Genomic DNA, 22,786 nt, shown 5'->3' on the forward strand with positions numbered 1-22,786 from the left:
CCTGACCCGCCAGGGAATGGCCGGCGCCGCCGCATCGTTCGACTTCTCAACACCACCCACGGAAAGGCCCATCGTGACCGAGAAAGCTGAGATCACCCTCGCCGTCGTCGGCGCCACCGGCCAGGTCGGAAGCGTCATGCGCCGCCTGCTGGAGGAGCGCGACTTCCCCGTGAAGAAGATCCGCTTCTTCGCCTCCGCCCGCTCGGCCGGCACGACGCTGCCGTTCAAGGGCGAAGACGTGGTGGTCGAAGACGCCGCCACCGCTGACGTCTCCGGAATCGACATCGCGATCTTCTCGGCCGGCGCCACCGGCTCGAAGGCGCAGGCCCCTCGGTTCGCCGCGGCCGGCGCCGTCGTCATCGACAACTCCAGCGGCTGGCGCATGGACCCCGACGTCCCGCTCGTCGTGAGCGAGGTCAACCCCGAGGCGATCGCCGACGCACGCAAGGGGATCATCGCCAACCCCAACTGCACGACGATGGCAGCCATGCCCGTGCTCAAAGTGCTGCACGACGAGGCGGGTCTCGAACGCCTCATCGTGAGCACCTACCAGGCGGTCTCCGGTTCCGGTCTCGCCGGTGCAGAAGAGCTCGCCGGTCAGGTCCGCGCCGCTGTCGCCGACGAGAACCTGCTGCAGCTCGTTCACGACGGATCGGCCGTGACCTTGCCCGAACCGGTCAAATACGTCCGCCCGATCGCGTTCGACGTGATCCCGCTCGCCGGCTCGATCGTCGACGACGGCGCCAACGAGACCGACGAGGAGAAGAAGCTCCGCAACGAGAGCCGCAAGATCCTGGGACTGCCCGACCTGCTGGTGAGCGGCACGTGCGTGCGCGTCCCGGTCTTCACCGGCCACTCGCTCTCGATCAACGCCGAGTTCTCGAAGCCGCTGTCGGCCGCGCGCGCCGAGGAGCTGCTCTCGAACGCCCCCGGCGTCGTGCTCACCGATGTCCCGACGCCTCTCGAAGCCGCCGGCAAAGACCCGAGCTTCGTCGGCCGCATCCGTCAAGACGAGGGTGTGCCGAACGGCCGCGGCATCGCGCTGTTCATCAGCAACGACAACCTGCGCAAGGGCGCGGCGCTCAACGCGGTGCAGATCGCCGAGCTGGTCGCCGAACGCCTGGCGTCGCCCGTCTCGGCCTAGCCGGAGCGCCCCGGCGGTGTCGCGCGCGCGGCGAGGGCGGCACGCGGGGCACCGTAGGATTGTCGGGTGAGTAATTCTCCCATCGACGTCGTCCTGATCGGCGGGGGCATCATGAGCGCCACGCTCGGAGCCCTCATTCAGCGTGTACAGCCCGACTGGACCATCCGCCTGTACGAGAACCTGGGCGAGGTGGCCCAGGAGAGCTCGAACCCCTGGAACAACGCGGGCACCGGCCACGCCGCGCTCTGCGAGCTCAACTACATGCCGCAGGCGCCCGACGGATCGGTCGACCCGGCCAAGGCGATCAGCATCAACGAGCAGTTCCAGCTCAGCCGCCAGTTCTGGGCCAGCCTGGTCGCGTCCGGAGACCTGCCCGAGCCGCACACGTTCATCAACTCCACCCCGCACATGACGTTCGTGCGCGGACGCGACAACGTGCGCTACCTGCGCAAGCGCTACGAGGCGCTCAAAGACCAGCCGCTGTTCTCCGACATGGAGTACACCGAAGATCCGGCGGTGCTCGGCGAATGGACTCCGCTGCTCACCAAGAAGCGCAACGCCAAGCAGCGCATCGCCGCCACGCGCGCAGCATCCGGAACCGACGTCGACTTCGGCGCGCTCACGCGCGCCCTCGTCGACAACCTCTCGAACCGCGGCGCGAGCATCGCATTGAATCACCGGGTCCGCAGCATCAAGCGCACCCGCGACGGGCTCTGGCGCCTCAAGGTGCGCCACGAGGTCGGTCACACCCCCCACGAGGTCACCGCCCGATTCGTGTTCGTCGGCGCCGGCGGAGGCGCGCTGCACCTGCTGCAGAAGGCGGGCATCCCCGAGATCAAAGGCTTCGGCGGGTTCCCGATCTCCGGGCAGTTCCTGCGCACGAGCGACCCGAAGATCGTCGCCCAGCACCAGGCCAAGGTGTACGGCAAGGCTGCGGTCGGCGCACCGCCGATGTCGGTGCCACACCTCGACACGCGCGTGGTCGACGGCGAGGCGTCGCTGTTGTTCGGCCCGTACGCCGGGTTCAGCCCGAAGTTCCTGAAGACCGGCAGCTGGTGGGATCTGCCCGGTTCGGTGCGGCCGGGAAACCTCATCCCGATGCTCGCCGTCGCCAAAGACAACTTCGACCTCATCAAGTACCTGGTCGGCGAGCTGCTCGCCGGGCGCGCCACGAAGCTGAAGGCCCTGCAGGAGTTCATGCCGACGGCCAAGAGCGAGGATTGGGAGCTCATCACCGCCGGCCAGCGCGTGCAGGTGATGAAGAAGGACGACAAGAGGGGCGGCGTGCTGCAGTTCGGCACCGAGGTCATCTCGTCGGCCGACGGCTCGATCGCCGGTCTCCTCGGAGCGTCGCCGGGTGCGTCCACGGCGGTGCCGATCATGCTCGACGTGCTGAAGCGCTGCTTCCCGGAGCAGTACGAGGGCTGGGTCCCGACGCTCACGAAGCTGATCCCGACGATGGGCAGGACGCTGAACGACCGTCCGGCCGAGGCCGAGAAGGTCATGGCGGCGACGGCGAAAACGCTGCAGCTGACCCGCTGACCCGCCCCGCGCGGCGTCACCGCGTTGAGTTGCCCCAAAATGTCGTTATGAGGCCGGATTCCGCCCTCATAACGACACTTTGCGACAACTCACGTCCCCGCCGACGCGCTCGCCTGTGGAGAAACGTTGCAGGGAACCGGCGACCTGGCTGGACACGACGGCGACGCCCCTGCTAACGTCGTCGTCGCTATGAAGTGAGAATCTCCTTTCGTCCCGCGCCCGAGGCTCGACCTGACGATGTCCATTGCCGACATCGTGGCGCCGCCGACATAGCCAGATGGTCATCCGATCATCGCCCTTCAGCGCTCCGGCGCGGCTGTCGACGGTCATGCCCGGCGGGAACCGGCTCCTCGGAGCGCTCGAAAGGCGGTTCTCATGACCCGAACGACCCCACCACCGACAGCAGCAAGAACTCTCGACCGATCCGACGGCGGCTCCCGCGTCGCCGCCTACCTCAAAGCCGACGGCGTCTCGCAGAGCTACGGCGAGCGTCGTGTGCTCACCGACGTGTCGCTCGCTGTCGCCCCCGGCACTCGCCTCGGGCTGATCGGCGAGAACGGAGTGGGCAAGTCGACGCTGCTGCGCATCCTCGCGGGTGCCGAGACCCCGGACGCGGGAGCGCTCGCGCGTCCGGCGCGCACCGGAATCCTCTGGCAGGAGGTGAGATTCGACCCCGCTGACACGCTCGCCTCGATGATCGAGAGCGCCCTCGCCGAGGTCCGCGCGATCGAGCGCGCACTCGAACGCACGGCGTCGGCGCTCTCCGGTGACGACCCGTCGGCGTCCGCGGAGTACGAGGCCGCGCTCGACGATGCCGAGCGCGCCGAAGTGTGGAGCGTGGATGCCCGCCGCGACGAGCTCCTCGACGGCCTCGGCGTCGGCGCCATCCCGCTCGAGCGCAAGCTGTCGGAGGTCTCCGGCGGCCAGCGGAGCCGGTTCGCACTGGCCGCGCTGCTGCTGGAGCGGCCGGACGCTCTTCTCCTCGACGAGCCCACCAACCACCTCGACGACGACGCGGCGGCCTTTCTCGAAAGGCAACTGGCGGCGTGGCGGGGTCCGGTGGTGTTCGCCAGTCACGACCGCGCGTTCCTCGACGCGGTCGCGACGGGCCTGGTCGACCTGGATCCGTCGCGGTCGGGCACGACCGTCTTCGGCGGAGGTTACAGCGCGTACCTCGCCGCGAAGGCGGACGAACGTGCGCGCTGGGAGAAGCAGTTCTCCGAGGAGCAGGACGAGCTCAAAGCGCTCAAGCATGCGGTGGACGTCACCGCGCGCAGCATCGCCTGGAGCGGGAAGGTGCGTGACAACGACAAGTTCGTCAAGTCGGTCAAGGGCGGCGCCCTCGACCGGCAGATCAGCCGGAGGATCAAGAACGCCTCCGGTCGGCTGGACGAGCTGAAGGAGAATCAGGTGCGCAAGCCTCCGGCCGTGCTCAGCTTCGCGGGCATCCCGACCGGATCGCACGCGCTGGGCGACGACACCGGCCTTCTGGTGCAGGTGACGGATGCCCGGCTGGCCGGCCGCCTCGACGTGGGCTCCTTCCGTGTCGAGCCTCAGTCGCGCATCCTGATCACCGGGCACAACGGAGCCGGGAAGTCGACATTGCTCACGGCGATCGCCGGACGGCTGGCCCTCGACTCCGGTGCGGTCACGCGACGGAAGGGCCTGCGGGTCGGCCTGCTCGAACAGGATGTGCGGTTCGCGGATCCATCGGCCAGCCCTCGCAGGATCTACGAGGAGCAGCTCGGGGAGCGCCGGGCCGAGGCCACGCCGCTCATCGGGCTGGGGCTGATCGCACCGCGCGACGTCGACCGCCCGGTCGGCCGGCTGTCGATCGGGCAGCAGCGTCGTCTGGCGCTGGCACTCATCCTCGCGAAGCCGCCGCACGTGTTCCTGCTCGACGAGCCGACGAACCACCTCTCGCTGTCGCTCGCGACCGAACTGGAGGAGGCGCTGGGCGGGTATCCGGGGGCGGTGGTCGTGGCGAGCCATGACCGCTGGCTGCGCAGAAACTGGAGTGGTGAGCGCGTGGAGATGGCGGAGGGCAGGCTTGCTTAAGATTCGAACATATGTTCGAATGAATCCATGAGATGGAGCGGTCAGGAACTCACGGCAGAAGAGCCGTCGACGCTGCCCGGGCTCGCGCGGCTCAACAACCTCGTGCGCTCGGTGCGCACGCCGGAATTCGCGGGGATCACCTTCCACGAGGTCCTCGCGAAGTCGGCGCTGAACAAGATCCCGGGTGGCGGCGGGCCGATGCCGTTCGGCTGGACGATCAATCCCTATCGTGGATGCTCGCATGCCTGTGTGTACTGCGCGGCCCCCGAGACTCTCATCCTGATGGCGGATGGACGCCAGAAGCCGCTGTGGGATGTCCGTGTCGGCGAGAGCATCATGGGAACCGACTCCCGCGGTCGGTACCGGCGGTATGTGCCGACGACGGTGCACGCCCACTGGGCCACGCGCAAGCGCGCCTTCCGGGTGACCCTCGCCGACGGCACCGAGCTGGTCACGAGTGGCAGCCACCGATTCCTCACCGAGCGCGGCTGGAAGCACGTCACCGGCACCGGAGGCGGCTCAGACCGGCGCCCGCACCTCACAACGAACGACAAACTCATGGGCTTCGGGCTCGGAGCACTCGCGTCCGACGACGGTTCGAGCGTGCTTCACGACGATTTCCGTCGCGGGTACCTCTGCGGCATGATCCGCGGTCACGGAATGATGCTGTCGAAGGACTACCCGAGGCGCGACGGCAGGGTCTACAAGGCACGTCATTTCCGACTCGCGCTCGCTGACGCCGAGGCGCTCAACCGATCTCGGCTGTACCTGCAACTCGCCGGTGTGCCGACGCACACGCGACCGTTCACGGTCGCAACCGAGACCCGGCGGGCGATGACGGCGATCCACACCGGCCGTGCCGACCACTTCCGCTCGATCACGGATCTCGTGGAATGGCCTGACGACGCGTCGGACTCCTGGCACGCCGGTTTCCTCGGCGGAGTGTTCGACGCAGAAGGCAGTTGCTTGCGCGGTGTGCTCCGCATCTCGAACAGTGACGCACGGATGATCGGTCAGATCGTCTCGTCGATGAACGCCCTCGGGATCGCACACGTCGTCGAGCCGCCGAACCCGACCGGCGTCCGGCAGGTGCGCGTCGTCGGCGGTCTTCCGATGCGGTCGCGATTCTTCCGGCTGGCTCAGCCGGCGATCACACGCAAGCTCGACATCACGGGCGCAGCGGTGAAGTCCGATGCGAAGCTTCAGATCGTGTCCATCGAAGACACGGGGGAGACGATCGACATGATCGATCTCACCACCGGCACGGGAGACTTCATCGCGAACGGTGTCGTGAGCCACAACTGCTTCGCCCGGCCCACCCACTCCTACCTCGAGCTCGACTCGGGCAAGGACTTCGACAACGAGATCATCGTCAAGGTCAACGTGGCCGAGGTGCTGCGCAAAGAGCTCATGAAGCCGAGCTGGGGACACCACCCGGTTGCGCTCGGCACGAACACGGATCCCTACCAGCGCGCCGAGGGCCGCTACGCGTTGATGCCGGACATCATCGATGCGCTCGCCGACACGGGCACGCCGTTCAGCATCCTGACCAAAGGGACGCTGCTGCGGCGCGACCTCGACCGGCTGGCAGATGCGGCGACGCGCGTTCCCGTCGACCTCGCGATGTCCATCGCGGTCTACGACGATGACCTGCAGCAGTCGGTCGAGCCGGGCACGCCGACCACGAAGGCACGCCTGGCCACCGTCACCGCGGTGCGAGAGCACGGCCTCGACTGCTCGGTCTTCCTGATGCCGATCCTTCCGTACCTCACCGATACCAGGGCGCACCTCGACGAGGCACTCCGCCAGGCGAAGGGGGCCGGTGCGACGTCGGTCCTCTACACGGCGCTCCATCTGAAGGCGGGGGTGAAGGAGTGGTACTACCTGTGGCTCGCTCGGGAGCATCCTGAGCTGCTGCCGCAGTACCGCCGCATGTACGGCGGGGGAGCACATGCGCCCAAGGAGTACCGCACCTGGCTGGCCGCCAAGATCAAGCCGCTCATCCGGGCGCACGGGCTCGAGCGCGGCCAGGAGGACCCGGTGACCGGCGGGGTGCGTTCGACAGCGCTCGGCATGATGCGCGACGGGGAGGGCGAGCGGCGGGTCACCGCCGGGTTGACGGCAGGCGTGATCGCCGAAGAAGTCAGCGGCGACGCCGTCGGGGTCACGACATTGGGGGTTCAGCCGACACTGTTCTGAGGCGTTCGGCCGGGTACCCGGACGGTGTGCGCATGGGCCGGGGTACATAAAGCGAACATTCGGGGTACGCGGAAGGCGCTTTGAATGGCATAATCCCCCCTGGTACCGACGTGATCGACAAGGGGGTGCCACGCCATGTCCCTCGGCTTGCCGAGTCACCTTTCGCGCGTGGCCAACTCTCGCGCGCTCGCCGCCGGAGCGCGCTGGGCCGGCTTCGTCTGCCTCGGCGCCGCGCTCGTCAACGTGGTCGCGACGAGCGTCGGAGCGCGCGACCCGTACGCGTGGCTCGCCATCGTCGCCCTGGTGCCGATGATCGCCCTGCTCGCTTTCCTCGGCCGGCGCCGCACCGTTGCGCTCACTATCGCCTACCTCCTCGTCGGCACGGTGTGCACCTACTTCTACGTGCTCGCGCTCCTCGGCGCGACGCCGAGCTATCACGACACCAACCTCTTCGTCATCGCCCTGCCGATCGTTGCCATGACACTGGTCGGCGGCACGGGCACCGGCGCCTTCGCGGGCATCCTGTGGGCGACCGCCGGCTTCGCGCTCGCAGAATTCGCCGTCATGCTCGCAGCGGCGACAGCGGGCCGCGTGTTCCGCACCGACGCCATCTCCCTCGGCGCCTACCTCCTCCTCGTCGGGGTCCTCACCTTCGACGGCCTCACCCGCGGGACCCGCAGCCGCACGCAGTCCGCCATCCACCGATCGGTGCGCGACCTCCGGCTCATCGAGCTGCGCCGCGACCTGATCGCCGACTCGACCGCCGAACTGCACGACACCGTGCTGAGCGAGCTGCTGGCCGTCGCCAACGCCGAACCGGGGCCCCTCCCACCCCGCCTGCGCACACGCATCGAAGTCGACCTGCGCAGCCTCGGACAAGATCGAGGCGCGGTCGTCAACGCGTCCCCCGGTGGCGCTGCGGGCGAAACGGCCGACCCCCGACCCGACGACCGGATGCTCGGAGCAGACGCGCCTGTAGCCACCGGAGCCGCAAACACCCCCGGAGCCCCCGGCACCCCCGGAGCCCCCGGCACCCCCGGAGCCTCCGGCACCCCCGGGCAGTCCTGGTTCGACAGCGAGCTCCTCGAGGCCATCGAGCTCGCGCGCGACGAGGGACTCGCCGTCGACCTCTCGGGCGACCGCGACGCTCTCGGCAGGCTCGGTCCCGAACGCCGGCGGGCTGTCGGTCTCGCCGCCCGCCAATGCCTCGTCAACGTGCTGCGTCACTCCGGGAGCCCGACCGCCGAGGTGGCGATCTCGGCGTCCGACGACGCCGTCACGGTGATGGTCGTGGATGCGGGACGCGGCTTCGTGCCCTCGTCGACCGCTTCCGACCGCCTCGGCCTCCGCCAATCGGTGAACGACCGGATCGAGCGCGTGGGCGGCACCGTCACCATCTTCTCCAGCCCGGACATCGGCACGACGGTCATGCTGATCGTCCCGGTGGGCGACGTCGACGCGGAGATCGCGACATGAGCGCCCTCGACGACGCCGCGATCCTCCGACTGCGCACTGTCCCGTTCGAGCGCACGCCGCAACGGCTCGACCCACTCGGCGTGCAATCGGCGTGGCTGCTCGTGCCGACTCTCAGTCTCGTTGCGCTCGCCTACGCGGTGTACTCGACGATCACGCACCTCGGTGAGATCGTCGACGTTCCGCTCGCCTGGTCGGCTGTGGGGCTGCTCGTCCTGGCCGGCGTCGTCTACTCGCTCCGGACCCTCCCCGGACTCACCCCGTTCGGCAGGTGGTCGCACCTGTCGGTCGTGGGCGTGACCGTCGTCGCCGCCGTCCTCTTCTCCGCGTCGATGTGGGGGCACAACGAGCGGATCCAGGACGACTGGGGTCAGATCGCGGTCGCGGTCTTCCTGACCACGATGGCGCTCTACCGGCCGAACTCCGAGGTGATCGTGGTCGCCGCAGCGGCGGGGGTGGTGCTCGGCCTGGTGGCGGCGTTCCAGGCGCCGTTCCTCACCATCTCGAACGAACCGCTCGTCTACGCGACGGTGGCCGCCACCCCGATCGTCGCTCTCGCCCTCGGAGGCTGCGGCTACGCCTGGACCATGACGGGCGAGACCCTCTCCTGGCGCGAGGTGGCCCGGGCCGGCCAGGCCAGGCTGGAGCCGGAGCTGCGCGAGACGGCGCGGCGAATGGTGAACCAGGAGACGATCACCACGCTCAACGAGGCGACCGTGCCGTTCCTCGCCGACCTGCTGCGCCGCGGCGACCTGACCCAGGCCGACGCCGCGCGGGCGAGAATCCTCGCGCTCGCGCTCCGCACCGCCTCCGTCGCCGCAGTGGACCGGTCGTGGCTGGGGGAGATGCTGGCGCACCTGCTCGCCCCGCGCGGCGAGGAAGCTCGAGCCGCCCATGCGGTCGCGCGCGTGTCCGACCCCGACCGTCTGGAGCGCGTCCTGAGCGACGACCAGCGCGCCATCGTCGGGGCCATCGTGGGCACGCTCGCCAAGCTTCCCGGTCTCGACCCGGCGACGGTGCGCATCGCGGCGACGAACCCGTCGCATCCGTCGTTCGCCCTCACCTGCCGCATCACCGAGACCCGGCGTCGGCTGCGTCGCGAGCTCGTGCCGTTCCTCAGCGCCCTCCGCAGCGTGGGCATGGCCGCGTCGTTGAGAGTGTCGAACGGGGTGCTCACGCTCCGGTTCTCGTACCCTGGGGGTGAGAAACGATGAGCACCACAGCGAACTCCCTTCCGCCTATCAGGCTTGCCCTCCTCGACGACCACGAGCTCCTGCTCGACAGTCTCGCGAGCTGGATCGAGAAGCACGCCCCCGAGTTCGACCTCGTGCTGCGCGCCAGCACCTGGCTCGAACTCGTCCACAGCGACGCGTTCCCCACTGACCTGGTGATCATGGACCTGCAGCTGCGCGAATCCGTCTCGATCGGCGCCCGGGTGCGAACCTGCCGGGCGGCCGGAGCGAAGGTGATCGTCTTGAGCGCCGTCGACTCACAAGCCGACCGGGATGCCGCGCTGGCGGCCGGCGCCGTCGCCTACCTCACCAAGACCCAGCCGATGATCGAGGTTCTGGATGCGGCGCTCACCGCGATGGGGCGTGGCACGCCCGGGCACCCGGCGGCTGCACCATCCGCATCCTCACCGGCCGAGACGGCGTGGCGTCCCCGGCCGATGATCCCGGAGGCCGCGAAGCCGCGCCTCAGCGACGGCGAGCTGCACGCGCTCACGTTGTACGCGGACGGCCGGACCACGTCGGAGGTGGCGCGGGAGATGAACGTGCAGTACGAGACGGCGAAGACCTACCTCCGCAGGGTGCGGGAGAAGTACGGCAGAGTGGGCAGGCCGACGAGCTCACGGGCCGACCTGATCCGCCGCGCAGCCGAGGACGGCTACCTCACCTGACGCGCCTGCGCAACCGTTCAGGCGGAAACCCATAGGATCGTCGCGTGGCAAAACTGTATTTCCGTTATGGCGCGATGAACAGCGGCAAGAGCACCGCGATGCTTCAGGCGGCCTACAACTACGAAGAGCGCGGTCACCGCGTGCTGCTCGCGAAGCCGTCGATCGACACCAAAGGCGATCTGGGCATCCTGTCGCGCCTCGGCGTCACCCGTGATGTCGACTTCCTCATCGCGCCGGAGACCGACGCGTACGGCAGGTTCCAGCAGCACCGCGAGCGCACGATCAAGCGTTTCGACCGCGATGTGAGCGCGCTCCTCGTCGACGAGGCGCAGTTCCTCACCGAGGGCCAGGTCGACGATCTGCTCCGGATCGCGCTGCTCGAGAACATTCCGGTGCTCGCTTACGGCATCCGCACCGACTTCCAGACCGTCGCTTTCCCCGGCAGCCGGCGCCTTCTCGAGATCGCACACAGCCTCGAAGAGCTGAAGACGATCTGCCGCTGCGGCCGCAAGGCGATCTTCAACGCGCGCAAGGTCGACGGCGTGTACGTGTTCGACGGCGACCAGGTCGCCATCGACGGCGCCTCTGTGAGCTACGAATCGCTCTGCGGATCCTGCTATCTGCAGGAGAGCCAGGGCGTCTTGAACAACGGACGCTGGCCGCTGGAGTCAGCCGTCTACTCGAGTGAACCGGATGTGGACTTCAGCTGACGCATGAGAATCTCAGTCATCGGATGTGGATACCTCGGGGCCGTGCACGCGGCCTCGATGGCCGAAATGGGTCACGACGTCGTCGGAATCGACGTGGACGAGGCGAAGATCGCGCAACTGGCGGCCGGTGAGGCCCCGTTCTTCGAGCCGGGTCTGCCCGAGATCCTCCGCGCCGGTCTGGCCGGTGGCCGCCTGCGCTTCAGCACCGACTTCGCCGACGCAGCCACCGCCGACGTGCACTTCGTGGCCGTCGGGACCCCGCAGGTCGCCGACGGGGATGCGGCGGACATGCGTTTCGTCGACGCGGCGTTCACCTCGCTGCTCGAGTACGTGAAGCCCGGGGACCTGCTGGTCGGCAAGAGCACGGTCCCGGTGGGGACGGCCGCACGCCTGGCCATGCAGATCGAGGCCGCCGTGCCGGGGGCGACGCTGGTGTGGAACCCCGAGTTCTTGCGCGAGGGCTTCGCTGTGCAGGACACGATCACGCCTGACCGTCTGGTCTACGGCGTCCCGGACGGAGAAGCCGGCGAGCGTGCCGCCCGCGTGCTCGACAAGGTGTATGCGAGCCCGGTCTCGGCGGGGACGCCGGTGATCGTGGCCGACTACGCGACGGCAGAGCTCGTGAAGGTGTCGGCCAACGCGTTCCTGGCGACCAAGATCTCGTTCATCAACGCGATGGCGGAGATCGCGGAGGCCACCGGCGCCGACGTCACCAAGCTGGCCGACGCGATCGGCCACGACAACCGGATCGGCCGGCGCTTCCTCAACGCCGGTGTCGGTTTCGGCGGCGGATGCCTGCCCAAGGACATCCGGGCGTTCAGCGCCCGGGCGCGCGAGCTGGGCAAAGGCGAGGCCCTGGCCTTCCTCGGCGAGATCGACAAGATCAACCTGCGCCGCCGCACCCGGGTCGTTGAGCTGGTGTCCGAGGCGCTCGGCGGCGACGTCACCGGAAAGCGGGTCGCGATGCTCGGTCTGGCGTTCAAGCCGCACTCGGACGACGTGCGCGACTCCCCGGCCCTCGAGGTCTCCCTCCGGCTGGCGGAGGCGGGCGCGCTCGTCGTGGCGACCGATCCGCAGGCGATCGAGAGAGCCCGGATGCGCGCCCCGCACCTCACCTACGAGCATTCGATCCGGGAGACGCTGCGCGGCGCGGATGTCGTCGTGCTCCTCACCGAGTGGCCCGAGTTCGTCGGGCTCGACCCGGCGGCCATCGCCGATCTGGTGGGCGGCAAGCGCATCATCGACGGCCGGAACAGCCTCGATCCGGTCGCCTGGCGCGACGCCGGCTGGGAGTATCGCGGCCTCGGTCGCTGAGTCCGGCAGCTCCTCCGCGTTCGCGGGTGCGAATGGTCACCCAAAAAAAGTGAGGAATTGTTAGATTAGGGCCATGGCCTCTCCCTATTCCGGCGACCCGCGCGCGCGACGGTACTCCGCGCCGCGCGATCGGCTCCCCGGGCGCACGCGCCGGATCGTCCTCTGGTCGGTCGCCGGCGTGGTGCTGGTGCTGATCATCGGGGCGGGATGGGTGGGCATCCGGGGTCTGCTCGCGAAGAACGAGCTGCAGAGCGCGCTGCCCTACGCCAAGACCGTCCAGTCGTCGATCACGTCAGGCGACCTCCCGGCTGCGGCCGCTGCGGCGAAGGAGCTTCGCCGGCATGCCGACAAGGCTGCGTCCTACACCGACGACCCTATCTGGCGCGCAGCCGAACTCGTGCCGTTCGCCGGACCGAACCTCACCGCCGTGCGCATCGCGGCGGCCGCCACCGACACCATCGCGGTGCACGCGATCCTGCCCCTCGTCGGCGTCGCTCACGACGTCGACCCGGCCCGGATCAAGCCGGTGAAGGGCGCGATCGACCTGGCTCCGCTCAGCAAGGTGCAACCGGTCGTCATCCGCGCGCAGAGCGCGTTCGACGCCGCAGCAGCATCGGTCGACCGCATCGACACCGGCGCGACGCTCGGTCCTGTGGCCGACGCGGTCGACCACCTCCGGACGATGCTCGCGAGCGCGAAGCCCGCCGTCGACGCCGTCGGCAACAGCGCACGCCTTCTGCCCGGGATGCTCGGAGCGGGCGGTCCGCGTACCTACCTGCTGCTCGCGCAGAACCCGGCTGAGCTGCGCGCCACGGGCGGTCTGGTGGGAGCGCTGGCGCTGATCCGCGCCGACCACGGCAAGATCTCACTGGGGGAGCAGGTGTCCGGCACCAGCCTCGTCCCGTTCGAGGCGCCCGTCTCCGTCATCCCGGCCGCCACGCAGGGCCTGTACGGCCCGTTGCTGGGCCGCTACATCCAGGACGTGAACCTGACCCCCGACTTCCCGCTCGCGGCGCGAACCGCGAGTGCAATGTGGACGGCGAAGGCCGGGGGGCATATCGACGGCGTCGTCACGATCGACCCCGTCGCGCTCAGCTACATCCTCCAGGTGACGGGGCCGGTGACTCTGCCGAGCGGCGACGTCCTGTCGTCGAAGAACGCGGTTCCCCTGCTGCTGAGCGACGTCTACCAGCGCTGGTCCGACCCCGCTCAGCAGGACGCGTTCTTCTCGGCCGCGGCCAAAGCGGTGTTCGAGAAGGTCGCGACGGGCTCGGCCGACGGCGCAGCGCTCATGTCCGCGTTCGTGCACTCGGCGACGGAGCGGCGGATGCTCGTCTGGAGCGCGCATCCGGGGGAGCAGAAGGTGCTCGACTCGACGACGCTCGCCGGCACGCTGCCGGCTTCGACCCCGTCCAGTGCCGGCATCGGGGTGTACTTCAACGACGCCACCGGCGCGAAGATGGACTACTACCTGCGGACCGAGATCGAGGTCGGCAGCGCCGTCTGCCGCATCGACGGAAAGCCGAGCACCCAGGTCACGGTCACGCTGACGAACGAAGCGCCGCTGGATGCCGCGACGAGGCTGCCGGCCTACGTGACGGGGAACGGGACCTACGGCGTGCCGGCGGGTCACATCCGGACGAGGGTGGCCGTGTACGGGCCTCAGGACGGCCTGCTGACCGCCACCAGGAGCGGAACGGCCGACTACCCGACCATCGCAGGCACCGACTCCGGGAGGCCGGTGAGCGTCTTCACGGTGGAGCTCGCGCCCGGTCAGTCGAAGGCCGTGAAGGTCGACCTGCTCAACGTGAAGCAGAACGTCGCGGGTGCAGCGGTCACGGTGACACCGACGATCCACGCGACGAACGCGACCCCCGATGTGGGGGGTCAGTTCGGCGCGTCGATCATTGCTCTCGACTGCGGCCAGACAGTAAAGTGAGAAATAATCACATTGATGTCCCCGGGATAGACCGGGCTGCGAAAGGCTTCCGAATGCGCAAGAAACTCGTCGTGGCGTTACTCCTCGGAGCTGCCGTCGCTCTCGCGGCGCCGGCCGCCGCCAACGCGGAGCCCTACACCAAGGGCGGATCCTGCAGCATCAGTCCCATCACCGTAGTGGCCGGGGGCACGACAACGCTCACGTGCAGCTCCGGGACGTTCCAGCCCTCCGAATCGGTGGCCTACACGGTCTCCGGCGAGAACGGCGCCGACGCGAGCCTCGCCTCCTACCGGACCGGTACCAGCAGCGCCCACGCCACCAAGATCTCCTCCAGCAACGGCGGAGCCGTGCTGCAGATCACCGTCCCCAGTGAAGCGAGCGGCGCATATACGGTCACCGGCACCGGCGAGACGAGTCACGCGGACGCCGCCGCGACCGTGACCGTGGTCCCCGCCGACGCATCGGCCGGAGCGTCCGCGAGCGGCGACGGATCGTCGACGAGCGCCACCGGTTCGAGCACGATCGCGTCGACCGGGTCGGTGGTCGCCTCGTACATCGCCTGGATCGGCGGAGCGCTCGTCGTCCTCGGCCTGATCGCCCTCGTCATCGTGGCTGCGGCACGCCGTCGTCACGCCAACCCCTGACCCGGCTCTCACGAGCCCAGGCCGGACGCCCTCCCTCTCTGCGGGGCGGGCGTTTGCGCGCTGCGGAGCATCCGGTGGAATCATCGCGGCCCCGTGCTGGTTGCCCTAGGGGTGAGTACTGAAACCCGTGTTCCGCTGAACGTCCTCGATATGGCGAGCCGCCCTTCCGGCGGCAGCAACGCCGACGCCGTCGCCGGCAGCATCCGGTTGGCACAGGCTGCCGAGTCGCTGGGCTACCAGCGCTTCTGGGTCGCCGAGCACCACGGGATGCCCGCTATCGCCTCGAGCGCTCCCGCCGTGCTGATCGCCGGAATCGCGGCCGCCACGTCGCGCATCCGGGTCGGAAGCGGCGGAGTGATGCTGCCGAACCATGCGCCCCTGGTCGTCGCCGAGCAGTTCGGCACCCTCCGCGCGCTCTACGGCGACCGTATCGACCTCGGCATCGGCCGGGCGCCCGGGACGGACGGCGCCACCGCCATGGCCCTGCGGCGCAGTCCGGAGGGCCTCGGTGTCGAAGACTTCCCTCAGCAGCTGCTCGACCTCATCGGCTTCTTCCACGGCGGCATGAGCGACGCCAACCCGATGCACACCATCACCGCTGTGCCGGGGCTCGGGGATGCTCCGCAGCTCTGGCTCCTCGGATCCAGCGGCTACAGCGCCCAGGTCGCGGCGGCGCTCGGTCTGCCGTTCGCGTTCGCGCACCATTTCGCGGGCGACAACACCGAGGCGGCGCTCGACCTGTATCGGAGCCGGTTCGAGCCGAGCGACAGCCTGGCGGAGCCGCATTCGATGATCGCCGTGAACGTGATCTCCGACGACGATCCCGAGGTGGTGCGGGCGCTGTCCCTGCCCGGCCAGCTGTCGTTCCTGCGGATGCGCCAGGGGGCCAAGCCGCAGCCTGTGAGCATCGAGGAGGCCCTCGCCTACGAGTTCTCCCCGCTCGAGGAGGAGTTCATCGCCGCCCGCAACGCCCGCCAGGCCATCGGCACGCCCGACGAGGTGAAGTCGCGGCTGGAGGCGTTGCTCGCCTCCACCCGGGTCGACGAGCTGATGGTGTCGTCGGCCGCCGCCACGATCGACGGCCGGGTGCGGTCGTTGGAGGTCGTGCGCGAGGTGCTCGCGTAGGCCACGGGTTCTGGGCCCGGAAACACGAAAGCCGGAACGCAATCGCGTTCCGGCTTTGTCGTGTCGGGGTGACAGGATTTGAACCTGCGACCTCTTCGTCCCGAACGAAGCGCGCTACCAAGCTGCGCCACACCCCGATGGCCCGAGGGCCTCAATAAGAATACACGAGGCTGAGGGGCGTCGCTGACCATCCGGTGTGTGCAGGACGCCCGTCAGGCCGAGGCGGTCAGGGTGACGAGCGTCGCTTCGGGACGGCACGCGAAGCGCACCGGCGCGTAGATCGAGGTTCCGAGGCCCGCCGAGACGTTGAGGAAGGCCGAGCGGAACGCGTGACGCCAGATGCTGAGGCCCTTCACCTGCGAGCGCGGGATGTCGCAGTTGGTCACCAGCGCGCCGAAGCCGGGCACGCAGACCTGGCCGCCGTGGGTGTGGCCGGCGAAGATCATCGAGGCGCCGTAGGTCACGAAGGCGTCGAGCACGCGGCGGTAGGGGGAGTGGGTCACACCGAGGGTGACGGTGGGCCGCTCGGCCCGAGGCGTGTCCTGCGGCCACATCGCGTCGTCGGAGTACGGATCGTTCTCCCGCAGCTCGTCGAGGGCGCCGGGGATCGCCTCGACCCGGTCGAACCCGATGTGCGGGTCGTTGACGCCGAACAGCTCGAGGTGGGTGCCGTTCACGTCGATCGCGCCGGCCGCGTTGTTGAGGTCGAGCCAGCCGAGGTCGTCGAAGTATGCAGTGAGAGCGGCGTTGTCGAGTCGGGGCGCCGTGGAGGATCCGGTCTTGGACGGCCCCATGAAGTACTTGAACGGATTCTTGACCTGCGGACCGTAGTAGTCGTTCGACCCGTGGGCGAAGACGCCGGGGATGCCCCGGAACGGCTCGAATGCGCGCCGGATCCCGGAGAGCCCGTCGGCGTGCCCGAGGTTGTCTCCGGTGTCGACGATGAGGTCGGGCTCGAGGGCGGCGAGAGATCGCACCCATTCCTGCTTGTCGTGCTGCCACGGGGCCATGTGCAGATCGGACAGGTGGAGCACTGCGATCGGGTCCGACCCCGGCGGCAGCGCCGGCACCGTCACCCGGCGCAGGGTGAACAGTCGGCGTTCCACCAGGGAGCCCCAGGCGAACGCCGCTGCGCCGGCGGCAGCGAGCACCGTGAGTGCGGTGCCCGCCGCGTGCATCCCGGATGCACGTGCCACTACTTGCTCGGCTCCGGCTTCGGTATCGGTGCTGACGCCTTCGCGGTCAACGTCACCTTCGAGCCGGTCTTCACCGGCGTTCCCGCTGCCGGTGACATCGACTGGACGGTGTCGTCGCCCTTGCCGCCGCCCGAGATGGACACGGAGAAGCCGGCCAGCGTCTTCTGGGCATCGGAGACCTTCTGCCCGACGACGTTCGGCAGCGCGACCATCGATCCGTTGCTGGTGTAGACCGTGACCGTCGAGCCCTTTCCGATGCTGGAGCCCGGCGCCGGGTTGGTGGACGAGACCGTGCCGACCGGCTGGACGCCGTCCTGCTGACCGCCGTCGGCGAACTCGAGGCCGAGACCCGTGAGGATCGACTTCGCGTCGGCGGGCGACTTGCCGGCCAGGTCGGGGACGGTGACCTGGATGCCTCGCAGGAGGCGGTCGTCCGGTGACGGGAAGGGGTCGCCGCCGTAGCGCGTGACCGCCGCGGACATCATCGTGTTCATCACCTCGGGACGGAGTCGCGCGGGCGTGCTTCCGTGCGTCGGGTAGATGTTGCGCATCGAGGCGTGACCGTCGATGTTGCCCACCCAATAGGCGCCGGCGACCTTGGTGGTCGCTGCGATCAGCCAGATCTGTTCGTTGCCGTCGGTGGTTCCGGTCTTGCCGAGCATGTCGCGGCCGGTGCTGTTGGTGCCGGCAGCGGTGCCGCGGTCGATGACGCCCTTGAGCGCGTATGCCATGGTCGCCGCGATCTGCGGGTCGACGGCCTGCGTGCACTTCGACGTCGGCGCAGCGACCTGCTTGCCGGTTCCGTCGAGGATGCGGTCGATCGCGACCGGCGTGCAGACCTTGCCGCCGTTGGCGATGCCGGCGAAGGCGGTCGCCATGGCGAGGGGTGAGATCTCGTTGGTGCCGAGCACGCTGGCCGGGTTCGTCTCGAGGGCGCCGCCGTCGGCCCGGTGCACGTCGAAGGCGGCCGCGGTGTCGCGGATCTTGCAGAGGTCGAGCTCGTGGGCCATCGCGACGTAGGCGGTGTTGACCGAGTTGACGGTCGCCGTGTACGCGCTCATCGGGCCGCCGCCCTCACCCTCGTCGTTCGCGGGCCGGTAGGGCGCGCCGGCGGTCGACCCGCAGCTGTTGGTGAAGGTCGACGGATCGTACGTCTTCACGCCGGAGTTCACCGTCTCGTAGAGCGAGTGACCCTGCTTCAGCCACTCCGCCAGAGTGAACGCCTTGTACGTCGAACCCACCTGGAAGCCCGACGAGCCTCCGTAGCTCTTGTCGGTGTTGTAGTTCACCGAGGTGTAGTTCGCGCCGGACGCGAGGACGTCGGGGTCCTGGCTGTAGTCCTTGTTCTGGGCCATGTAGAGCACTCGACCCGTGTTCGGCTGGACGCCGACGAGCGCGCCACCGAGGTTGGCCTCCGCGTACGTCTTCGGCACATAGCTGTTCAGGGTGTCCTGCGCGACCTGCTGCAGATCGAGGTCGAGCGTGGTGTAGATCTTGTAGCCGCCGCGGTTGAACTTGCTCGTGCGGATGTCCTGGTCGGCGCCGAACGACGGGTCGCTCTTGAAGATCCTCTGCACGTAGTCGCAGAAGTAGGCCGAGGGACCTGCGGTCTGGCAGCCGCGCACCGAGGGCGAGATCTTCGGCGTGACCGGCGACTTGACGGCCAGGTCGTACTGCGCCTTGGTCAGCTTCTTGTACTGGTACATCTTGCCGAGGATGTAGTCGCGGCGGTCTTTGTTGGCCTTGTAGCCGTTGGCCTTGCCGTTGGTCTTGCTCGTGGGGTCGTCGATCTTCAGCGACGTCGGCTCGTTGACCATGGCCACCAGGCTGGCGGCCTGGGCGGGGGTGAGCTGGATTGCCTTCACCCCGAAGTAGTAGCGGGCCGCGGCCTCGATGCCGTAGACCGAGCCGCCGAAGCCGGCGATGTTGAGGTAGCCCTCGAGGATCTGGTCCTTCGAGTACTTCTTCTCCAGGCCGATGGCGAGCTTCATCTCCTTGACCTTGCGGTCGGGGCTGACGCCCGTGGACTCGTCGACGCAGTTCTGGTAGGCGACCTTGTCTTCTGCGGTCTTGACCGACATGGCCTCGCACTTCTGCAGCAGGACGTTCTTCACGTACTGCTGGGTGATGGACGAGCCGCCCTGCACGTCGTGGCCGACGACAGTGGACAGGACACCACGGATGGTGCCCTGGATGTCGACGCCGCCGTGGCTGTAGAAGCGGGGGTCTTCGCCGGCGATCGCTGCGTCTTTGGCCGCCTGCGACATCTTGTCGAAGGTGACCGGCAGCCGGTTCTGGGCGTAGAAGGTGGCCAGGGCGACGTCTTGCGTGCCCTTCTTGGCGTAGATCGTGGTCGGCTGCGCGAGCTGGTCGACGGCCAGGTACTCTGGAAGGCCCTCGAAGACGCCGATGCTGTCATTGGCGGCCATGCCCGTGACCGCGATAGCGGGCGTCACGGCGGCCGTCACCAGAAGCCCTGCAACGGCACTCATGCCGACGAACGCGACGAGTGCTCCGAGCAGACCTCTAGCCTGGGGTTTTTTGGCAGACATATGATCAAGGTTAGGTGACGAACCTGATAAACCCCCCGAACGCAAGGAGCACAATGCCGCGCTGGGAATACCTCACGACCCCTCTCATCATCCACAACACCGCCGCGATCCTCAACAACTGGGGCTCGGAGGGCTGGGAGCTCGTCCAGGTCGTGACCGGCCCGGAGGGCGGCCTGGTCGCCTACTTCAAGCGCCCGGTCCTCGACGAGGTGATCGCCTGATGGCCGACGTCGAGGCGCGCCTGGCCGAACTGGGCATCGTGCTTCCGGATGTGGTGCCTCCGGTCGCCGCGTACACGCCGGCCGTGATCGACGGCTCGCACGTCTACACCTCGGGTCAGCTCCCGATGGTGTCCGGAGCGCTCCCGGCGACCGGCAAGGTCGGCGACGGCCACGGTCTCGTGCCGGCCGACGACGCCAAGGAGTACGCCCGCACCTGCGCGCTGAACGCACTCGCGGCCGCCAAGAGCGTCATCGGCTCCCTCGACCGGGTGACCCGCATCGTCAAGGTCGTCGGCTTCGTCGCCTCCGACCCGTCGTTCACCGGTCAGCCCGGTGTGATCAACGGCGCGTCCGAGGTGCTCGGAGAGATCTTCGGCGACGCGGGCGTGCACGCGCGCTCGGCGGTCGGCGTGTCCGTGCTCCCGCTCGACTCTCCCGTCGAGGTGGAGCTGATCCTCTCGTTCGAGTAGCGGCACGCGAAAGGGGCGGGACATCGTGCGATGTCTCCGCCCCTTCGTGCATCCGGGCTCGCCGGCTGCGTGAGCCCGCTGCGTGAGCCCGGTACGTGAGCGTGCTACTTGAGCTTGCTCTGGATCGAGCTCATCACGGCCGTGTCGGCGAGCGTCGTCGTGTCGCCGACCTCGCGCCCCTCCGCCACGTCGCGCAGCAGACGGCGCATGATCTTGCCCGACCGCGTCTTCGGCAGCTCCGCGACGATGAAGATCTCGCGCGGGCGTGCGATGGCGCCGATCTGCTCGGCGACGTGCCTGCGGAGTTCGGCTGCCACATCCGTCGCCGCTGCCGCCTCGAGCTGGTTCTGCTTGATGATCACGAACGCGACGACGGCCTGGCCGGTCGTCTCGTCGGCTGCCCCGACCACCGCGGCTTCGGCGGTGAGCGGATGCGCGACCAGTGCCGACTCGATCTCGGCGGTCGAGAGCCGGTGGCCCGAGACGTTCATCACGTCGTCGACCCGGCCCAGCAGCCAGATGTCGCCGTCTTCGTCGAGTCGCGCGCCGTCGCCGGCGAAGTACTTGTCGCCGAACTTCTCCCAGTAGGTCTCCTTGAACCGCTCCGGGTCGCCCCAGATGCCGCGCAGCATGCTCGGCCACGGCTCGGAGACGACCAGCAGGCCCCCGTTGCCGTTCCCGACGTGCTCGCCACGATCGTCCAGCACATCGATCTCGATGCCCGGCAGCGCGACCTGGGCGCTTCCCGGCTTGGTGGCCGTGATGCCCGGCAGTGCGGAGATCATGATGGCGCCGGTCTCGGTCTGCCACCAGGTGTCGACGATCGGCGCCGTGCCGCCGCCGATGACCTCGCGGTACCACATCCACGCCTCGGGGTTGATGGGTTCGCCCACTGACCCGAGCACGCGCAGGCTCGAGAGGTCGAAGCCCTGGGGGATCTGGCGTCCGAGCTTCATGAACGACCGGATGGCCGTGGGCGCCGTGTAGAAGATCGACACCTTGTACTTCTCGATCAGCTCCCACCAGCGACCGGGGTGGGGGGTGTCCGGGGTGCCTTCGTAGAGCACCTGGGTCGCACCGTTCGCGAGCGGTCCGTAGACCACGTAGCTGTGGCCGGTGACCCAGCCGACGTCGGCGCTGCACCAGTAGACGTCAGTCTCCGGATGCAGGTCGAAGACGTTCTTGTGGGTGAAGGCGACCTGGGTGAGGTAGCCGCCGGAGGTGTGCAGGATGCCCTTCGGCTTGCCCGTCGTGCCGCTCGTGTAGAGGATGAACAGCGGATTCTCGGCCGGGAACGCCTTGGCCACGTGGTCGGCGTCGACCTGGGCGATCTCGTCGTGCCACCAGAGGTCGCGTCCCTCGGTCCACTCGACGTCGTTCTCGCCGCGCTTGACGACCAGCACGTGCTCGACCGTCGAGTCACCGGAGGCGATCGCCGCATCCACCGCGTTCTTGAGGGGGAAGACCTTGCCCTTGCGCCAGCCGCCGTCGGCGGTGATCACGAGCTTCGCCTCGGCGTCGTCGATGCGCGAGCGGAGGCTCTCGGCGCTGAATCCGCCGAAGACGACCGAGTGGACGGCGCCGATGCGGGCGACGGCGAGCATGGCGATGACGGCCTCGGGGATCATCGGCAGGTAGATGGCGACACGGTCGCCGGCCCGCACGCCGAGGCTGGTGAGCAGGTTGGCCGCCTTCTTCACCTCGGCGGTCAGCTCGGCGTAGGTGATGCTGCGGCTGTCGCCGGGTTCGCCTTCCCAGTGGATGGCGACCCGGTCGCCGTTCCCGGCGAGCACGTGCCGGTCGAGGCAGTTGTACGCCACGTTCAGTTCACCGTCGTCGAACCATTTCGCGAAGGGCGGGTTCGACCAGTCGAGGGTGCGCGTGAACGGCTTGTGCCAGTGGACGAGCTCGCGTGCCTGATCGGCCCAGAAGCCCAGTCGGTCGCGTGCGGCACTCTCGTAGAGCTCCGGGTCGGCGACGGCGCTCGCGGCGAATTCCTCGGTCGGTGCGAAGTGTCGTGTTTCGTGGAGCAGGTTGTCGATTGTGTTGCTCATGGGGAGGCTGTCCGCTCCTTTGCGATGCTGATCTGTCTGTCGTGGCGCGACATTGCCTGACTCTACAACGTGCCGGTGACGGGCTCTGAACAGACTTGCGTTTGCATCGATTCTGCGTAGACTGTTGGACGGCCGAATTTTATAAATTCTGGCGTGCGGCGCAAACGATTCCCCCCAATCATGCGTCGCAGTGGCCGCACCTGTTCCCCCCAATAGGTGCGGCCCCCCTTTTTTAACCTGGCGGT

General features: G+C 68.6%; 17 protein-coding genes and 1 tRNA gene. 14 read left to right on the forward strand and 4 right to left on the reverse strand.

Annotation, left to right across the window (positions count from 1 at the left end; all coding sequences use genetic code 11):
- Position 1: 1 nt before the first annotated feature.
- The 12 genes from ACFVV5_RS06040 (at position 2) to ACFVV5_RS06095 (ending at position 16,048) form a co-directional block, all read left to right on the forward strand.
- Positions 2–1,144, forward strand: a complete 1,143-nt coding sequence (locus tag ACFVV5_RS06040; RefSeq protein WP_387241311.1) for an aspartate-semialdehyde dehydrogenase — start codon at positions 2–4, stop codon at positions 1,142–1,144.
- 66 nt (positions 1,145–1,210) lie between these two features.
- Positions 1,211–2,686: a malate:quinone oxidoreductase gene (locus tag ACFVV5_RS06045; protein WP_387240474.1), complete on the forward strand. Its 1,476-nt coding sequence runs from the start codon at positions 1,211–1,213 to the stop codon at positions 2,684–2,686.
- 375 nt (positions 2,687–3,061) lie between these two features.
- Positions 3,062–4,744: an ABC-F family ATP-binding cassette domain-containing protein gene (locus ACFVV5_RS06050; protein WP_387240477.1), complete on the forward strand. Its 1,683-nt coding sequence runs from the start codon at positions 3,062–3,064 to the stop codon at positions 4,742–4,744.
- Between the two features lie 27 nt (positions 4,745–4,771).
- Positions 4,772–6,943 carry an intein-containing Rv2578c family radical SAM protein gene (locus ACFVV5_RS06055; RefSeq protein ID WP_387240480.1) on the forward strand — a complete coding sequence of 724 codons (2,172 nt, stop codon included), beginning with the start codon at positions 4,772–4,774 and terminating at the stop codon, positions 6,941–6,943.
- Between the two features lie 168 nt (positions 6,944–7,111).
- Positions 7,112–8,419: an ATP-binding protein gene (locus tag ACFVV5_RS06060; RefSeq protein WP_387240483.1), complete on the forward strand. Its 1,308-nt coding sequence runs from the start codon at positions 7,112–7,114 to the stop codon at positions 8,417–8,419.
- Positions 8,416–9,630, forward strand: coding sequence for a hypothetical protein (locus tag ACFVV5_RS06065; RefSeq protein ID WP_387240485.1), 1,215 nt, complete (start codon positions 8,416–8,418; stop codon positions 9,628–9,630). Before ACFVV5_RS06060 ends, ACFVV5_RS06065 begins: the two co-directional genes overlap by 4 nt.
- The gene (locus ACFVV5_RS06070) at positions 9,627–10,316 is read left to right on the forward strand and encodes a response regulator transcription factor (RefSeq protein ID WP_387240488.1); all 690 of its coding nucleotides are present in this window, start codon (positions 9,627–9,629) and stop codon (positions 10,314–10,316) included. Before ACFVV5_RS06065 ends, ACFVV5_RS06070 begins: the two co-directional genes overlap by 4 nt.
- 44 nt (positions 10,317–10,360) lie before the next feature.
- Entirely contained in the window at positions 10,361–11,026 is a 666-nt protein-coding gene (locus ACFVV5_RS06075) for a thymidine kinase (RefSeq protein ID WP_387240490.1), read from the forward strand.
- A 3-nt stretch (positions 11,027–11,029) separates the two neighbouring features.
- Positions 11,030–12,340 carry a UDP-glucose dehydrogenase family protein gene (locus ACFVV5_RS06080; protein ID WP_387240493.1) on the forward strand — a complete coding sequence of 437 codons (1,311 nt, stop codon included), beginning with the start codon at positions 11,030–11,032 and terminating at the stop codon, positions 12,338–12,340.
- A 73-nt stretch (positions 12,341–12,413) separates the two neighbouring features.
- The gene (locus ACFVV5_RS06085) at positions 12,414–14,279 is read left to right on the forward strand and encodes a DUF4012 domain-containing protein (RefSeq protein WP_387240496.1); all 1,866 of its coding nucleotides are present in this window, start codon (positions 12,414–12,416) and stop codon (positions 14,277–14,279) included.
- Positions 14,280–14,332: 53 nt separating this feature from the next.
- Entirely contained in the window at positions 14,333–14,923 is a 591-nt protein-coding gene (locus ACFVV5_RS06090) for a hypothetical protein (protein ID WP_387240499.1), read from the forward strand.
- A 111-nt stretch (positions 14,924–15,034) separates the two neighbouring features.
- Positions 15,035–16,048 carry an LLM class flavin-dependent oxidoreductase gene (locus ACFVV5_RS06095; RefSeq protein ID WP_387240502.1) on the forward strand — a complete coding sequence of 338 codons (1,014 nt, stop codon included), beginning with the start codon at positions 15,035–15,037 and terminating at the stop codon, positions 16,046–16,048.
- A gap of 63 nt (positions 16,049–16,111) precedes the next feature.
- On the opposite strand, the gene ACFVV5_RS06100 is transcribed toward ACFVV5_RS06095, so the two are convergent.
- The 3 genes from ACFVV5_RS06100 to ACFVV5_RS06110 form a co-directional block, all read right to left on the reverse strand.
- Positions 16,112–16,185 (reverse strand) — tRNA-Pro (locus ACFVV5_RS06100).
- Positions 16,186–16,260: 75 nt separating this feature from the next.
- Positions 16,261–17,226, reverse strand: a complete 966-nt coding sequence (locus tag ACFVV5_RS06105) for a metallophosphoesterase (protein WP_387241314.1) — start codon at positions 17,224–17,226, stop codon at positions 16,261–16,263.
- Positions 17,227–17,243: 17 nt separating this feature from the next.
- Entirely contained in the window at positions 17,244–19,796 is a 2,553-nt protein-coding gene (locus tag ACFVV5_RS06110) for a transglycosylase domain-containing protein (RefSeq protein WP_387240505.1), read from the reverse strand.
- Between the two features lie 53 nt (positions 19,797–19,849).
- Here ACFVV5_RS06110 and ACFVV5_RS06115 point away from each other — a divergent pair, with 53 nt between their 5' ends.
- Both ACFVV5_RS06115 and ACFVV5_RS06120 read left to right on the forward strand, forming a co-directional pair.
- Entirely contained in the window at positions 19,850–20,017 is a 168-nt protein-coding gene (locus ACFVV5_RS06115) for a hypothetical protein (RefSeq protein ID WP_387240508.1), read from the forward strand.
- Positions 20,017–20,487 carry a RidA family protein gene (locus ACFVV5_RS06120; protein WP_387240511.1) on the forward strand — a complete coding sequence of 157 codons (471 nt, stop codon included), beginning with the start codon at positions 20,017–20,019 and terminating at the stop codon, positions 20,485–20,487. Before ACFVV5_RS06115 ends, ACFVV5_RS06120 begins: the two co-directional genes overlap by 1 nt.
- 104 nt (positions 20,488–20,591) lie before the next feature.
- Here the strand turns inward: ACFVV5_RS06120 and acs are convergent, their stop codons facing one another.
- Positions 20,592–22,541 (reverse strand): acetate--CoA ligase, encoded by a 1,950-nt coding sequence (gene acs / locus ACFVV5_RS06125; protein ID WP_387240514.1) that lies wholly within the window; start codon positions 22,539–22,541, stop codon positions 20,592–20,594.
- Positions 22,542–22,786 lie beyond the last annotated feature (245 nt).

The organism is Leifsonia sp. NPDC058248 (genome assembly GCF_042881905.1).
In the GTDB taxonomy this organism is placed as follows: Bacteria; Actinomycetota; Actinomycetes; order Actinomycetales; family Microbacteriaceae; genus Leifsonia.

Bases quoted from the DNA above. Each gene is read 5' to 3' on its own strand.
- acs (WP_387240514.1), bottom strand. From the start codon at position 22,541: ATGAGCAACACAATCGACAACCTGCTCCACGAAACACGACACTTCGCA.
- ACFVV5_RS06070 (WP_387240488.1), top strand. From the start codon at position 9,627: ATGAGCACCACAGCGAACTCCCTTCCGCCTATCAGGCTTGCCCTCCTC.
- ACFVV5_RS06105 (WP_387241314.1), bottom strand. From the start codon at position 17,226: ATGCACGCGGCGGGCACCGCACTCACGGTGCTCGCTGCCGCCGGCGCA.
- ACFVV5_RS06055 (WP_387240480.1), top strand. From the start codon at position 4,772: ATGAGATGGAGCGGTCAGGAACTCACGGCAGAAGAGCCGTCGACGCTG.
- ACFVV5_RS06050 (WP_387240477.1), top strand. From the start codon at position 3,062: ATGACCCGAACGACCCCACCACCGACAGCAGCAAGAACTCTCGACCGA.
- ACFVV5_RS06085 (WP_387240496.1), top strand. From the start codon at position 12,414: ATGGCCTCTCCCTATTCCGGCGACCCGCGCGCGCGACGGTACTCCGCG.
- ACFVV5_RS06110 (WP_387240505.1), bottom strand. From the start codon at position 19,796: ATGTCTGCCAAAAAACCCCAGGCTAGAGGTCTGCTCGGAGCACTCGTC.
- ACFVV5_RS06080 (WP_387240493.1), top strand. From the start codon at position 11,030: ATGAGAATCTCAGTCATCGGATGTGGATACCTCGGGGCCGTGCACGCG.
- ACFVV5_RS06115 (WP_387240508.1), top strand. From the start codon at position 19,850: ATGCCGCGCTGGGAATACCTCACGACCCCTCTCATCATCCACAACACC.
- ACFVV5_RS06065 (WP_387240485.1), top strand. From the start codon at position 8,416: ATGAGCGCCCTCGACGACGCCGCGATCCTCCGACTGCGCACTGTCCCG.
- ACFVV5_RS06120 (WP_387240511.1), top strand. From the start codon at position 20,017: ATGGCCGACGTCGAGGCGCGCCTGGCCGAACTGGGCATCGTGCTTCCG.
- ACFVV5_RS06090 (WP_387240499.1), top strand. From the start codon at position 14,333: ATGCGCAAGAAACTCGTCGTGGCGTTACTCCTCGGAGCTGCCGTCGCT.